The organism is Pseudomonas sp. PNPG3 (assembly GCF_023093815.1).
Lineage (GTDB): Bacteria > Pseudomonadota > Gammaproteobacteria > Pseudomonadales > Pseudomonadaceae > Aquipseudomonas > Aquipseudomonas asiatica.
The window spans coordinates 204433-219160 of the sequence record NZ_JALLKV010000003.1; the positions used below are offsets into that span (position 1 = coordinate 204433).

Consider the following 14728-nt stretch of genomic DNA (forward strand, 5'->3'; position numbering starts at 1 on the left):
GTAATGCCTGAACACGATGTACGCCTGCAACAACTGACGGTCTGGCTCGATGAGCAGCTCAATGATCTTTTCCGGAAAAATGCTTGGGGCGACGTGCCTGCAGGCAGCTTGACCGCGGCCAGCAGCGACGCCAGCTTCCGCCGTTATTTCCGCTGGCAGGGTGCCGGCCACAGCTTCGTGATCATGGATGCACCACCTCCGCAGGAAAACTGCCGACCGTTCGTCGCCATCGATCACCTGCTGGCCAGCGCCGACGTGCACGTGCCGCTGATCCATGCCCAGGACCTGGAACGTGGCTTCCTGCTGCTGGGTGACCTGGGCCACCAGACATACCTTGATATCATTGATGCGGACAACGCCGACGGCCTGTTCGCCGATGCCATCGACGCGCTGCTGGCGTTCCAGCGCCTGCCGATGGACGCGCCGTTGCCCAGCTACGACGATGCGCTGTTGCGCCGTGAAGTCGAGTTGTTCCCGGAGTGGTACGTGGGTTGTGAGCTTGGGCTGGCCTTCAGCGATGCCCAGAAAGCCACTTGGCAACGAATCAGCCAGCTGCTGATCGACAGCGCACTGGCCCAGCCCAAGGTGCTGGTGCACCGCGACTACATGCCGCGCAACCTCATGCAGAGCACGCCCAACCCCGGCGTGCTGGACTTCCAGGATGCCGTGTATGGCCCGGTCACCTACGACATCACCTGCCTGTTCAAGGACGCGTTCCTCAGCTGGCCGCAGGCACGGGTCGAAGGCTGGCTGCGCGACTACTGGCAGAAGGCGCAGGCTGCCGGCATCCCGGTGCAGGCCGATTTCGAGGCGTTCCAGCGTGCCAGCGACCTGATGGGTGTACAGCGCCACCTGAAGGTGATCGGTATTTTCGCCCGTATCTGCCACCGTGACGGCAAACCCCGTTACCTGGGCGACGTACCGCGCTTCTTCGCCTATATAGAAGAAGTGATCAGCCGCCGGCCCGAATTGGCGGAGCTGAGTGAGCTGATTGCCGAGTTGCGGGCCGGAGCGCGTGCATGAAGGCAATGATCCTGGCAGCGGGCAAGGGCGAGCGCATGCGCCCGCTTACCCTGCACACCCCCAAACCGCTGGTCCCGGTCGCCGGTCAGCCATTGATCGAGTACCACCTGCGGGCCCTGGCTGCGGCGGGCGTCACCGAGGTGGTGATCAACCATGCCTGGCTCGGCCAGCAGATCGAGGACCACCTGGGTGACGGCAGCCGTTTCGGCCTGAGCATCCGCTATTCGCCCGAAGGAGAGCCGCTGGAAACCGGCGGTGGCATCTTCAAGGCCCTGCCATTGCTGGGTGACGCGCCGTTCCTGTTGGTGAACGGCGATGTCTGGACCGACTACGACTTCGCGCGCCTGCAGGCTCCCCTGCAAGGCCTGGCTCACCTGGTGCTGGTCGATAACCCAGGCCATCACGGCCGCGGCGACTTCCGCCTGGTGGGCGAGCGGGTGGTCGATGGTGACGATGCGCCCGGCACGCTGACCTTCAGTGGCCTGTCGGTGCTGCACCCGGCGCTGTTCGAAGGCTGCCAGCCTGGCGCCTTCAAGCTGGCGCCGTTGCTGCGTCAGGCCATGGCTGCGGGCCAGGTCAGTGGCGAGCACTACCATGGGCACTGGGTTGATGTCGGTACGCTCGAACGCTTGGCCGAGGCCGAGCGCCTGATCGGCGAGCGTGCCTGACATGTGGTGGCCAAGCACGGTGATTGGTGTCGGTGCCGGCTTTGCCGTTGCCAGCATCCCCGGGGCCTTGCTCGGGGCGTTGCTCGGACAGGCCATGGACCGTCGCCTGCGTTTGCAAGGCTGGGAGGACATGCGCGAGCGCCTGGGCGGGCGCCCGGCGTTGCAGGACGACGAATTGCTGTTCGTGATGCTCGGGCGCCTGGCCAAGTGCGATGGCCGGGTGGGCGAGCAGCATATTCAGCAGGCACGCCAGGAGATGGTGCGCCTGGACCTGGCCGAAGCGGCTCGGCTGCGTGCGATTGCTGCGTTCAACCGCGGCAAGGCGGGCAAGGACCGGCTGGGTGGGCACCTGCGGCGCATTCGCCAGCAGCCGCATGCGGCCGAAGGTACCCTGCGTGCCTGTTGGCGCATGGTCTGGGCCGACGGCAAGATGGGCAACAAGGAGCGTGAACTACTGCTGGACTGGGGGCAGAAACTGGGCCTGAGCCGGCGGCAGGTGCAGGCCATGTCGCTGGAGTACGAACCACGCAAGGCGGCGGGGCCGGAAGGGGTCGCCATGACCTATGCGGCGGCGTTGCGCTTGCTGGCGGTCGAGGCGGATACCGATGGCGACAAGGTCAAGCAGGCGTATCGTCGACTGGTCAGTCGGCATCACCCGGACAAGCTGGCGGGTACTGGTGCCAGTGAGTCGCAGGTGCGTGAAGCGACTGAACGGACCCGGGAGCTGCATCAGGCTTATGCCATGATCCGCAAGCGGCGGGGCCTTTAAAAAGCGGGGGCGCTTCGCACCCCTTTCGCGACACAAGGCCGCTCCCACAAGTACTGCGCAGCCCTCGGGTTTTGCGCGGCACCTGTGGGAGCGGCCTTGTGTCGCGAAAGGGCCGCAAAGCGGCCCCAGCATTCCTGGATCAATCCTGTGGGCTCATCCACCCCCGCACCCGGCGGAACAGTTGCTCCTGCTCGGCCGCCTTGTTCCCCGGCATGGCAATCAGCGACAACTGTCGGTACAGGCTGTCCTTCTGCCGCTTGCTGGCCTGCAGGCGCTGTGCGGCTGCATTGCGGTCACTGCTGCGGGTGGCGTAGTAGATGTCGGCAGTCGGCACTTTCAAGGTCGGCGCCAGGCTTTCCAGGTCATGCTCCACCCGCGCCGGTGTCTGCGCGGCAACCATCACCAGTTTCTGCACCTGCGGTGGCTGTTTCTCGCTCAGGTAGCGGGCCGCCCAATATGCGCCGCTGCCATGGCCGATCAGCACGATGCTGCGGGCGTTGTGCTGCTGGGCAAAGGCCACCGCAGCATCCAGGCGGGCGAAAATGCGCTCGGCATCGGCTGGGTCGGTTTGTTCGCTGGCCTGTTTGGCGTCAGTGCTCTCTGCGGTGTCGGCATCGGCTGCGGTAGCCTGGGCGACGTTGGCATTGGCATCGGCTGGTACGTCCTTGGCCGGGGCGCTTTCGCCCTTGTCTGGCTGCGGCTCGGCAGCCGGCTTGGCCTCGACTCGCGCCTGCGGGCTGTCGGCGAGCAGGTCGGGCAGGCTTATGCTGAGGCTGTGCCAGCCGATATCGGGGAACTTCTGCCGCAGCGGGCCGACCGCATTCGGCCAGTCAGCCGTTTCGCCAGCCCCCGGGACGATGATGACCGCGCCCTGTGGATCGCTGTCGTTGGCCGGTTTCCACAAGGCCAGGAAGCTGTCGGCACCGGCCTGAAGGGTCTGCTGTTCGGCCTTGGGCACCAGCCGTTCAAGTGCCTGGGCATCCTCCTGGCTGCGTTCCAGCAGCGGCGGGCGAGGAGCTTGGGCAACGGGTGCCTCGGTGGTGGTGGATGGTTTTTCGGCATCGGCGGCCAGGGCGCCGAGTGGAAGGATCGATGCCAGGCAGCACATTGCCAGCGTCGTGCGATAAAGTGTGGACATGAGTCAACCCGGGGCCAGAATGATACCGGCAGCCTAATGGTATTTGCCCGTGACGGCCATGCTGCATGGCCGCTTTGCCAAGACGAGCGTGTAGATGAAGCGAGTGCGTCGCCTGTTGGTTATCGGCTGCTTGTGGCTGCCCTTGATTGCATTGGCCAGGCCCGAAGCGGTGCCCACGGTTGCCCTGGAACCTGCCCAGCAGCAATGGCTGGATACACATCGGAGCCTGCGTGTCGGCCTGGTGTTGCAGGCGCCCTACGCTCAGTTCGACCGGCGCTTGCAGCAACTGTACGGTGCCAACGTGGAACTGGTGAGCAGCCTGGCGCAGGCGCTGCGGCTGGACCTTACCTGGCGCAACTTCGCCGACCAGGCCAGCCTCGAACATGCCCTCCAAGCCGGCGAAATCGACTTTGCCCCGGGGCTTACCCAGACCCCCGCCAGCTTGCGTCTGTGGCTGTTCAGCGAGCCTTACATGCGCGTGCCGCAACTGGTGGTGGGGCCGCGCACCGGGACGATGGCCGTGGAGCTGGAAACGCTCGGAGCCGAGCAGCGGGTGGCGGTGCGCATGCCCAGCCAGCTGGCGGACTACCTGCGCGGTAACTACAGCAACCTCAACCTGCAAGGGGTGCCCAACGAGCGCGAGGCCCTGCAATTGGTGGTGGGCGGCCAGGCCAGTTTCGCCGTGCTGGATGAAGCTCAGCTCAGCCGCCTGTCGCGCGAAAGCGAGTTCGGCGAGCTGGCTGTGGTCGGCGATATCGGCCTGCCGCAACTGTTGCGCATCGGTTCGCGGCGCGACTGGCCGCTGCTGGCCGATGTGTTGGAGCGCGGCCTGCAGGCGCTGCCGGCCAAGGAACTGGAGCAACTGCACCAGCGTTGGCTGCAGCCAAAGTACCCACGCCTGAGCGAGTCGACAGGATTCTGGAAGAACCTGGCACTGCTGTTCGGCTTGCTGCTGTTGTGCGCGCTGGCCACCCTGGTGTGGCAGCGTCGGCAACAGCGCCAGCTGGAGCGCAGCCTGCTGGCCACGCGCGAAAGTCTTGTGGAGCGGCAAGTGCGCGAAGAAGCGTTGCGCCTGAGTCAGTTTGCCATCGACCAGAGCACGGTGGGCATCCTCTGGGTCAACTGGGACAGCCACGTACGCTACGCCAACCATGCCGCCGAGCGCATGCTGGGCTACGGCGAAGGCGCGCTGCTGGAGCGGCCGCTGAGCGACTTTGAACCCAGCCTGACCATGGACCGCTGGCTAGAGCTGTGGAAGGGCGCGCGCACCGGGGCGGGCGGTGTCGGCCAGTTCGAGACGCAGTGTCGCCGGGCTGACCACAGCCTGCTGCCGGTCGAGCTGTCGCTGAGTTTTCTGCGCTTTCGTGACTCCGAGTACCTTGTGGTTTACCTCGCCGATGTTACCGAGCGCCACCGCGCCCTTGCGGCCCTGCGCGAAAGCGAGGCGCGGCTCAAGGGCATTGCCGGCAACGTGCCGGGGTTGGTGTTCCGTCTGGAGCGCGACCCGGCCGAGGGCGACCTGGAATTCCCCTACATCAGCGAGGGCAGCGAGGCCTTGGTGGGCTATTCGCCCAGCGAGATCCAGCACCCGCAGATGGGCCTGCGCAACCTGGTACATCCCGAGGACCGCGCCGATTACCACCGAGTGCAGGACCTGGCCCTGGCCAGCGACCAGGACTGGTCCTGGCAGGGGCGCATCCTCACCCGCCAGGGTGAACAGCGCTGGGCCGACATCAAGGCCAGCACCCGGCGCCTGGGCAACGGCCAGGTGGTGTGGGACGGTGTGGTGTGGGACATCACCCAGGGCAAGCGGGCCGAGTTGGCGCTGGCGAAATCCCAGGAGCAGCTGCGCGAACTGTCGGCCCACCTGGAGAGCGTGCGTGAGGAAGAAAAGGCCCGCATCGCCCGGGAAGTGCACGATGAGCTGGGGCAGATGCTGACCGTGCTCAAGCTCGAGGTGTCGATGTGCGAGCTGGCCTTCGCCGAGCTGGACCCGGGCCTGAACGAGCGCCTGACCAGCATGAAACGCCTGATCGCCCAACTGTTCCAGCTGGTGCGCGATGTGGCCACCGCCTTGCGCCCGCCGATTCTCGATGCCGGCATCGCCTCGGCCATCGAATGGCAGGCGCGGCGTTTTGAAGCACGCACGCAGATCCCCTGCCTGGTGCAAGTGCCGGATAATCTGCCAGCATTGAGCGATGCCAAGGCCATCGGGCTGTTCCGTATCCTCCAGGAGGCGCTGACCAACGTGATGCGCCATGCCCAGGCGCATAGCGTGGAGATCGAACTGGTGCGTGAGCACGGGCAATTGCGCATGACCGTCAGCGATGACGGCCAGGGCTTTTGCCGCGACCAGCCTCGGCCCACCTCGTTCGGCTTGGTAGGGGTACGTGAGCGGGTGCTGATGCTGGGCGGCAGCATGGCGCTGGACAGTGAACCGGGCGAAGGCACCAGCCTAAGCGTGGCCATACCGTTGGAGTAGGAGAGCGATCGTGATTCGAGTGCTGGTGGCCGAAGACCACACCATTGTCCGTGAGGGCATCAAGCAGTTGATTGGCCTGGCCAAGGACATGCAGGTGGCGGGGGAGGCCGGTAACGGCGAGCAGTTGCTGGAAACCTTGCGCCATACCCCGTGCGAGGTGGTACTGCTGGATATCTCGATGCCGGGCGTGAATGGCCTGGAGGCGATTCCGCGAATCCGCGCGTTGCAGGACGCCCCGGCGATCCTGATGCTGTCGATGCACGATGAAGCGCAGATGGCGGCGCGGGCGCTGAAGGCCGGAGCGGCGGGCTATGCCACCAAGGACAGCGACCCAGCGTTGTTGCTGACCGCGATTCGCCGGGTTGCCGCTGGCGGGCGCTATATCGACCCTGCGCTGGCCGACCGTATGGTCTTCGAGGTGGGCCTGACCGAGTCGCGGCCGTTGCACACCCTGCTGTCGGAGCGAGAGTTTTCGGTGTTCGAACGCCTGGCCCAGGGCGCCAACGTCAACGACATCGCCCAGCAACTGGCGCTGTCGAGCAAGACCATCAGCACCCACAAGGCGCGCCTGATGCAGAAGCTGAAAGTGAATTCGCTGGCTGAGCTGGTGAAGTACGCCATGGAGCACAAGCTGGTCTGATTGCGACATGCGCTTCCTGCGTCCTGTAGCGAATCCCTGTGGGAGCGGGTTTACCCGCGAAAGGGCTTGACCTGCCATCTGCGGTGCCTGGGCTGGCCTCTTCGCGGGTGAACCCGCTCCCACAGGGGCGTGCCGGAGGGCTGAGAGAAATATTCCAAACCCGCCATCTTTGTAGGGGAATCCCTACAACAAATCTTCCATCCGGATGATGGCATTCTCTCAGCACCCCCGATTTTCCGGCGCTTGCCGCTTGTCTAGTCTATGCCTACGCAGTCATCCAACAAGAAGGTGCAGGCATGAGCGAGGCGAAGTCGAACGCTGCAACCAGCGAAACGCTGGTCAGCTTCCGTGGTGTGCAGAAGAGCTACGACGGCGAGTCGCTGATCGTCAAAGACCTCAACCTGGATATTCGCAAGGGCGAGTTCCTCACCCTGCTTGGCCCGTCCGGCTCGGGCAAGACCACCAGCCTGATGATGCTGGCCGGCTTCGAAACCCCCACCGCAGGTGAAATCCAGCTGGCCGGGCGTTCGATCAACAACGTGCCGCCGCACAAGCGCGACATCGGCATGGTGTTCCAGAACTACGCGCTGTTCCCGCACATGACCGTGGCCGAGAACCTGGCGTTCCCGCTGACCGTGCGCAACCTGAGCAAGACCGACATCAGCGAGCGGGTAAAGCGGGTGCTGAACATGGTCCAGCTCGATGCCTTCGCCAAGCGTTACCCCGGCCAGCTGTCCGGCGGCCAGCAGCAGCGTGTGGCCCTGGCCCGGGCACTGGTGTTCGAGCCGCAGCTGGTGCTGATGGACGAACCGCTGGGCGCGCTGGACAAGCAGCTGCGCGAGCACATGCAGATGGAGATCAAGCATATCCACCAGCGCCTTGGCGTGACCGTGGTGTATGTGACCCACGACCAGGGCGAGGCGCTGACCATGTCCGACCGGGTGGCCGTGTTCCATCAGGGCGAAATCCAGCAGATTGCCGACCCGCGCACGCTGTACGAAGAACCCTGCAACACCTTCGTCGCCAACTTCATCGGCGAGAACAACCGCATCAACGGCACCTTGCTGGCCAGTGATGGCAAGCGCTGCCAGGTGCAGTTGCCGCGTGGCGAGCGGGTCGAGGCGCTGGCGGTGAATGTCGGCCAGGCCGGCGAGCCGGTGACCCTGTCGATCCGCCCAGAGCGCGTGCGCCTGAACGGCCACAGCGAGAGCTGCGTGAACCGCTTCTCGGGCCGGGTGGCGGAATTCATTTACCTGGGCGACCACGTGCGGGTGCGCCTGGAAGTTTGCGGCAAGGGCGATTTCTTCGTGAAACAGCCGATTGCCGAGCTCGACCCGGCCCTGGCCGTGGGCGATGTGGTACCGCTGGGCTGGGAGGTGGAGTACGCCCGCGCGCTCGATCCGATTGCCGAAGCCCATTGATGGATTGCTTCACCAACCCTGTACTGTGGAGAGAATAATAATGCGCAAGCAGTTGAAACTGACCGCCCTGGCCCTGGGGCTGTTCGCCGCTGGCCAGGCCATGGCCGCAGACCTGACTGTTGTCTCGTTTGGTGGTGCCAACAAGGCGGCCCAGGTGAAGGCGTTCTACGAACCGTGGGAAAAGGCCGGCAAGGGCAAGATCATCGCGGGCGAGTACAACGGCGAGATGGCCAAGGTCAAAGCCATGGTCGACACCAAGAGCGTGTCGTGGAACCTGGTGGAAGTGGAGTCGCCAGAGTTGGCCCGCGGCTGTGACGAGGGCATGTTCGAAGAACTCGACCCGGCCCTGTTCGGTAATGAGGCCGACTATGTGCCGGGTGCCATTCAGCCATGCGGCGTTGGCTTCTTCGTATGGTCCACGGTGCTGGCCTACAACGCCGACAAGTTGAAGACCGCACCGACCAGTTGGGCCGATTTCTGGGACACCAAGAAATTCCCGGGCAAGCGCGGCCTGCGCAAGGGTGCCAAGTACACCCTGGAATTCGCCCTGATGGCCGACGGTGTGGCGCCGAAGGACGTGTACCAGGTGCTGGGCACCAAAGAGGGCGTGGACCGCGCCTTCAAGAAGCTCGACGAACTCAAGCCAAGCATCCAGTGGTGGGAAGCTGGCGCCCAGCCGCCGCAGTACCTGGCCTCGGGTGACGTGGTCATGAGCTCTGCCTACAACGGCCGCATCGCTGCGGTGCAGAAAGAGAGCAACCTGAAGGTGGTGTGGAACGGCGGCATCTACGACTTCGACGCCTGGGCCATCCCGAAAGGCGCCAAGGATGCCGAGGAAGCGAAGAAATTCATCGCCTTCAGCGTGCAGCCCGAGCAGCAGAAGACCTACTCCGAGAACATCGCCTATGGCCCGGCCAATTCCAAGGCCGTGAGCCTGTTGTCGGACGATGTGAAGAAGGACATGCCGACCACGCCTGAAAACATCGCCAACCAGGTGCAGATCGATGTGGCCTTCTGGGCCGACAACAGCGAGCAGCTGGAGCAGCGCTTCAACGCCTGGGCGGCGAAGAAGTAAACGACCAGTGTAGGGGGCCGCTTTGCGGCCCATCGCCGGCAAGCCAGCTCCCACAGGGGGCCGCTGCCCTGGAGCCAGCGCAGTATCTGTAGGAGCTGGCTTGCCTGCGATGGGCTGCGCAGCAGCCCCATTTTCAGTTCGTATCGCGGAGTTCGCCATGGCCATTGCAGTGCCCCTCAAAGAAGGCGCAGGTCCAAGTCTCAAGCAGCGCCTCAAGCATGCCGAGCGGGTCAACCGCTGGAAGGCGCAGGCGTTGATCGCGCCGCTGGCGCTGTTTCTCCTGCTGGTGTTCCTGGTGCCTATTGCGGCGCTGCTGTACAAGAGCGTCGGCAACCCGGAAGTGGTTGGCGGCTTGCCGCGCACCGTTGGCGTCATCACCCAGTGGGATGGCAAGAGCCTGCCGGGCGAGGACGTTTACAAGGCGTTGAGCCAGGATTTGGCCGAATCGCGCAAGAACCAGACCTTGGGCGACCTTTCCAAGCGCCTGAACATGGAGCTTGCCGGTTACCGCAGCCTGTTGGCAAAGACCGCGCGGGCGCTGCCGTTCAAGAGCGAACCCGCTTCGTATAAAGATGCCTTGCAGGCTCTCGACGAGCGTTGGGGCGACCCGGCTTACTGGCAGGCAATCCGCCGCAACACCAGTACGGTCACCTCTTTCTACCTGCTGGCTTCGCTCGACCACCGTATCGATGACCTTGGCGAACTGGCCAAGGCCACCCCGGACCAGGCCATTTACCTGGACATCTTCGCCCGCACCCTGTGGATGGGTGTGGTGATTACCGCAATCTGCCTGGTGCTGGCCTACCCGCTGGCGTACCTGCTGGCCAACCTGCCGACCCGGCAGAGCAACCTGCTGATGATTCTGGTGCTGCTGCCGTTCTGGACCTCGATCCTGGTGCGGGTGGCGGCGTGGATCGTGCTGCTGCAGTCGGGCGGCCTGATCAACAGCGCGCTGATGGCCATGGGCATCATCGACCAGCCGCTGGAACTGGTGTTCAACCGCACCGGCGTGTACATCTCGATGGTGCACATCCTGTTGCCGTTCATGATCCTGCCGCTGTACAGCGTGATGAAGGGCATTTCGCCGAGCTACATGCGTGCGGCGATCTCGCTGGGCTGCCACCCGTTCGCCAGTTTCTGGCGGGTCTACTTCCCGCAGACCTACGCCGGGGTTGGCGCTGGTTGCCTGCTGGTGTTCATCCTGGCCATCGGCTACTACATCACCCCGGCACTGCTGGGCAGCCCGAATGACCAGATGGTCAGCTACTTCGTGGCCTTCTACACCAACACCAGCATCAACTGGGGCATGGCCACCGCGCTTGGCGGGCTGTTGCTGCTGGCGACCGTGCTGTTGTACCTGATCTATAGCTGGCTGGTCGGCGCCAGCCGCCTGCGCCTGAGCTGAGGAGCGTTGTCATGCTGAGCCCTTACATGTCGCCCGTGGAGCGGGTGTGGTTCTACAGCCTGCGCATTCTTTGCGGCTTGATCCTGCTGTTCCTCATTCTGCCGGTCTTGGTGATAGTGCCGCTGTCGTTCAACAGTGGCAGCTTCCTGGTGTACCCGCTGCAGGGCTTCTCGCTGCAGTGGTACCAGGACTTCTTCGGCTCGGCCGAGTGGATGCGGGCCTTGAAGAACAGCATCATCGTCGCCCCGGCAGCCACGGTGCTGGCCATGGTGTTCGGCACCCTGGCGGCCATCGGCCTGACCCGTGGCGACTTCCCGGGCAAGTCGCTGGTGATGGCGCTGGTGATTTCGCCGATGGTGGTGCCGGTGGTGATCATCGGTGTGGCCAGCTACCTGTTCTTTGCCCCGTTGGGCATGGGCAACAGTTTCACCTCGCTGATTCTGGTGCATGCGGTACTCGGCGTGCCGTTCGTGATCATTACCGTGTCGGCGACCTTGCAGGGCTTCAACTACAACCTGGTGCGCGCGGCAGCCAGCCTGGGCGCCTCGCCGCTGCTGACTTTCCGCCGGGTGACCCTGCCGCTGATCGCGCCCGGGGTGATTTCGGGGGCATTGTTCGCCTTTGCCACGTCGTTTGACGAAGTAGTGGTGACCCTGTTCCTGGCCGGGCCGGAGCAGGCGACCCTGCCGCGGCAGATGTTCAGTGGTATTCGCGAGAACCTGAGCCCGACCATTGCCGCGGCGGCGACCTTGCTGATTGCCTTCTCGGTAGTGTTGCTGCTGACCCTGGAGTGGTTGCGTGGGCGTAGCGAGAAGCTGAGGACCCAGCAGCCTGGTTGAAGGTATGTTGCCTGTGCTGGCCTCTTCGCGGCTAAAGCCGGTCCCACAGGATTTGTGCAGCTTTCGATGCCTGCGCGGTCCCTGTGGGAGCGGCTTTAGCCGCGAAGAGGTCGGTACAGGTTGATGCTAATCAGCCTTCATCCGCTTCCCTGGGTTACAATGCGCGCCACCGTGATTCTGCCAACAGGTGCGCCATGCAGCCCTACGCTATTGCCCCCTCCATTCTCTCCGCCGATTTCGCCCGTCTGGGCGAGGACGTCGACAAGGTATTGGCCGCGGGTGCCGACATCGTCCACTTCGATGTGATGGACAACCACTACGTCCCCAACCTGACCATCGGTCCGATGGTCTGCACCGCTCTGCGCAAGTACGGCGTCACCGCCCCGATCGACGTGCACCTTATGGTCAGCCCGGTCGACCGCATCATCGGCGACTTCATCGAAGCTGGCGCCACCTACATCACCTTCCACCCGGAGGCCTCGCAGCACATCGACCGTTCGCTGCAGCTGATCAAGGACGGTGGTTGCAAGGCCGGTCTGGTGTTCAACCCGGCCAGCAGCCTGGATGCCTTGAAGTATGTGATGGACAAGATCGACATGGTGCTGCTGATGAGCGTCAATCCTGGCTTTGGCGGGCAGAAGTTCATCCCTGGCACCCTCGACAAGCTGCGCGAGGCGCGTGCGCTGATCGACGCCAGCGGCCGTGATATCCGCCTGGAAATCGACGGTGGCGTCAACGTCAACAACATCCGCGAGATCGCTGCCGCTGGCGCCGACACTTTCGTGGCCGGCTCGGCGATCTTCAACGCCCCGGACTACCAGGAAGTCATCGCCAGGATGCGCGCCGAACTGGCTCAGGCCCGCCCATGAGCGGCTTCGAGCAGCTGTTCCCCGGGACGCTGCCCAGGCTGGTGATGTTCGATCTGGACGGTACCCTGATCGATTCCGTGCCAGACCTGGCCGCCGCCGTGGACCGCATGCTGCTCGAACTGGGGCGCCCGGCTGTCGGCCTGGAGGCGGTGCGCCACTGGGTGGGCAACGGTGCCCAGGTGCTGGTGCGCCGGGCGCTGGCCGGCGGCATCGACCACGCTGCCGTGGAAGATGCGCTGGCCGACCAGGCGCTGGCGCTGTTCATGGATGCCTATGCCGAAAGCCACGAACTGACCGTGGTCTACCCCGGTGTGCAGGACACCCTGCGCTGGCTGCGCAAGCAGGGCGTGGAGATGGCTCTGATCACCAACAAGCCCGAGCGCTTCGTTGGCCCACTGCTGGACCAGATGAAGATCGGCAACTACTTCCGCTGGATCATCGGTGGTGACACCCTGCCGCAGAAAAAGCCCGACCCTGCGGCGTTGCTGTTCGTCATGCAGATGGCCGGTGTCACCCCGCAGCAGTCGCTGTTTGTCGGCGATTCACGCAGTGACGTGCTGGCGGCCAAGGCGGCTGGCGTGCAGTGCGTCGGCCTGACCTACGGCTACAACCATGGCCGGCCGATCCACGACGAATCCCCCAGCCTGGTGATCGACGACCTGCGTGCATTGCTGCCCGGTTGCGCAGACCCGGCCACTGGGATAACGTTGGCGGACCTTCAAGCCTCACAAGACAGAGAGTCCACCGTGGCGGTTACCGGCAAATTCTGGATGAAAGTCATCAAGGCCCTGGCCCGTTGGCGTTGGCGCGCCTGACTTCAGCCTGCCGGCGCGTGCCGGCCCGTCCGTTTGCCTGACCTATTGCTGCTTGCCACGAGGCTACCCATGACCCGCGAAGAATTCCTGCGCCTGGCCGCTGCCGGCTACAACCGCATTCCCCTGGCCTGCGAAACCCTGGCCGACTTTGACACGCCGCTGTCGATCTACCTGAAACTGGCCGACCAGCCCAACTCGTACCTGCTCGAATCGGTGCAGGGCGGCGAGAAATGGGGCCGTTACTCGATGATCGGCCTGCCGTCGCGCACCGTGATGCGTGTGCACGGTTACCACGTCAGCATCCTGCAGGATGGCGTGGAGGTGGAAAGCCACGATGTCGAAGACCCGCTGGCCTTCGTCGAAACCTTCAAGGACCGTTACAAGGTCGCCGATATCCCTGGCCTGCCGCGCTTCAACGGCGGCCTGGTCGGCTACTTCGGCTACGACTGCGTGCGCTATGTGGAAAAGCGCCTGGGCGCCAGCCCCAACCCGGACCCGCTGGGTGTGCCGGATATCCTGCTGATGGTGTCCGATGCGGTGGTGGTGTTCGACAACCTGGCGGGCAAAATGCACGCGATCGTGCTGGTCGACCCGGCGGAAGAGCAGGCTTTCGAACAGGGCCAGGCACGCCTGCAAGGCCTGCTGGAAACCCTGCGTCAGCCGATCACTCCACGCCGTGGCCTGGACCTGAGTGGCCCGCAGGCTGCCGAGCCGGAATTCCGCTCCAGCTACACCCGCGAGGATTACGAGAACGCCGTCGGCCGCATCAAGGAATACATCCTGGCTGGTGACTGCATGCAGGTGGTACCGTCGCAGCGCATGTCGATCGACTTCAAGGCGGCGCCTATCGACCTGTACCGCGCGCTGCGCTGCTTCAACCCGACGCCGTACATGTACTTCTTCAACTTTGGCGACTTCCATGTGGTCGGCAGCTCGCCCGAGGTGCTGGTACGCGTCGAGGACAACCTGGTCACCGTACGCCCGATTGCCGGCACCCGCCCGCGTGGTGCTACCGAAGAGGCCGACCGCGCGCTGGAAGACGACCTGCTGTCGGACGACAAGGAAATTGCCGAGCACCTGATGCTCATCGACCTGGGCCGTAACGACGTCGGTCGCGTGTCCTCGACCGGCAGCGTGCGCCTGACCGAGAAGATGGTGATCGAGCGTTACTCCAACGTGATGCACATTGTGTCCAACGTCACTGGCCAGCTGCGCGAAGGGCTGACGGCGATGGACGCACTGCGGGCGATCCTGCCGGCCGGTACGCTTTCGGGTGCGCCGAAGATTCGCGCGATGGAGATCATCGACGAGCTGGAGCCGGTCAAACGTGGGGTTTACGGTGGTGCCGTCGGTTACTTCGCGTGGAACGGCAACATGGATACCGCCATTGCCATCCGTACCGCGGTAATCAAGGACGGTGAGCTGCATGTGCAGGCCGGGGGTGGCATCGTTGCCGACTCGGTGCCGGCGCTGGAATGGGAAGAGACCATCAACAAGCGCCGAGCGATGTTCCGCGCGGTGGCGTTGGCTGAGCAGACTTCGGCCAAATAAGTTGATCGGGGCTGCGTTGCAGCCCTTCGCGGG

At 64.3% G+C, this 14728-nt stretch carries 13 protein-coding genes; 12 read left to right on the forward strand and 1 reads right to left on the reverse strand.

From position 1 onward, the window contains the following. The first annotated feature begins 3 nt into the window (after window positions 1-3). From MJ643_RS04260 to MJ643_RS04270, 3 genes are read left to right on the forward strand one after another with little or no spacing between them, the layout of a single operon-like run. The gene (locus MJ643_RS04260; RefSeq protein ID WP_024086164.1) at window positions 4-1023 is read left to right on the forward strand and encodes a phosphotransferase; all 1020 of its coding nucleotides are present in this window, start codon (window positions 4-6) and stop codon (window positions 1021-1023) included. Then, the gene (murU, locus tag MJ643_RS04265) at window positions 1020-1691 is read left to right on the forward strand and encodes an N-acetylmuramate alpha-1-phosphate uridylyltransferase MurU (protein WP_023662470.1); all 672 of its coding nucleotides are present in this window, start codon (window positions 1020-1022) and stop codon (window positions 1689-1691) included. The genes MJ643_RS04260 and murU overlap by 4 nt, the downstream gene beginning before the upstream one ends. 1 nt (window position 1692) lies before the next feature. Next, window positions 1693-2460, forward strand: a complete 768-nt coding sequence (locus tag MJ643_RS04270) for a TerB family tellurite resistance protein (protein WP_013970597.1) — start codon at window positions 1693-1695, stop codon at window positions 2458-2460. A 139-nt stretch (window positions 2461-2599) separates the two neighbouring features. Here the strand turns inward: MJ643_RS04270 and MJ643_RS04275 are convergent, their stop codons facing one another. After that, on the reverse strand, window positions 2600-3598 hold the full coding sequence (locus MJ643_RS04275) for an alpha/beta hydrolase family protein (RefSeq protein WP_031325444.1): 999 nt from the start codon (window positions 3596-3598) through the stop codon (window positions 2600-2602). A gap of 94 nt (window positions 3599-3692) precedes the next feature. On the opposite strand from MJ643_RS04275, the gene MJ643_RS04280 reads away from it, so the two are divergent. From MJ643_RS04280 to trpE, 9 genes are all read left to right on the forward strand, one after another. Further along, complete coding sequence (locus MJ643_RS04280; protein WP_208209406.1) at window positions 3693-6080, forward strand: sensor histidine kinase; 2388 nt, start codon at window positions 3693-3695, stop codon at window positions 6078-6080. A gap of 7 nt (window positions 6081-6087) precedes the next feature. Continuing rightward, entirely contained in the window at window positions 6088-6720 is a 633-nt protein-coding gene (locus MJ643_RS04285) for a response regulator transcription factor (protein ID WP_169774891.1), read from the forward strand. A 296-nt stretch (window positions 6721-7016) separates the two neighbouring features. Beyond that, a complete protein-coding gene (locus MJ643_RS04290) occupies window positions 7017-8141 on the forward strand; it encodes an ABC transporter ATP-binding protein (protein ID WP_247726600.1) in 1125 nt (374 codons plus the stop codon). Between the two features lie 40 nt (window positions 8142-8181). Next, window positions 8182-9216: an ABC transporter substrate-binding protein gene (locus MJ643_RS04295; protein ID WP_023662375.1), complete on the forward strand. Its 1035-nt coding sequence runs from the start codon at window positions 8182-8184 to the stop codon at window positions 9214-9216. A gap of 157 nt (window positions 9217-9373) precedes the next feature. Then, on the forward strand, window positions 9374-10621 hold the full coding sequence (locus MJ643_RS04300; protein WP_013970602.1) for an ABC transporter permease: 1248 nt from the start codon (window positions 9374-9376) through the stop codon (window positions 10619-10621). Between the two features lie 11 nt (window positions 10622-10632). Beyond that, the gene (locus MJ643_RS04305) at window positions 10633-11460 is read left to right on the forward strand and encodes an ABC transporter permease (protein WP_013970603.1); all 828 of its coding nucleotides are present in this window, start codon (window positions 10633-10635) and stop codon (window positions 11458-11460) included. A 194-nt stretch (window positions 11461-11654) separates the two neighbouring features. Beyond that, window positions 11655-12329: a ribulose-phosphate 3-epimerase gene (gene rpe / locus MJ643_RS04310; RefSeq protein WP_023662374.1), complete on the forward strand. Its 675-nt coding sequence runs from the start codon at window positions 11655-11657 to the stop codon at window positions 12327-12329. Then, window positions 12326-13144, forward strand: coding sequence for a phosphoglycolate phosphatase (locus MJ643_RS04315; RefSeq protein ID WP_023662373.1), 819 nt, complete (start codon window positions 12326-12328; stop codon window positions 13142-13144). The genes rpe and MJ643_RS04315 overlap by 4 nt, the downstream gene beginning before the upstream one ends. Before the next feature lie 69 nt (window positions 13145-13213). Continuing rightward, complete coding sequence (gene trpE / locus MJ643_RS04320) at window positions 13214-14695, forward strand: anthranilate synthase component I (protein ID WP_013970606.1); 1482 nt, start codon at window positions 13214-13216, stop codon at window positions 14693-14695. Window positions 14696-14728: the final 33 nt, after the last annotated feature.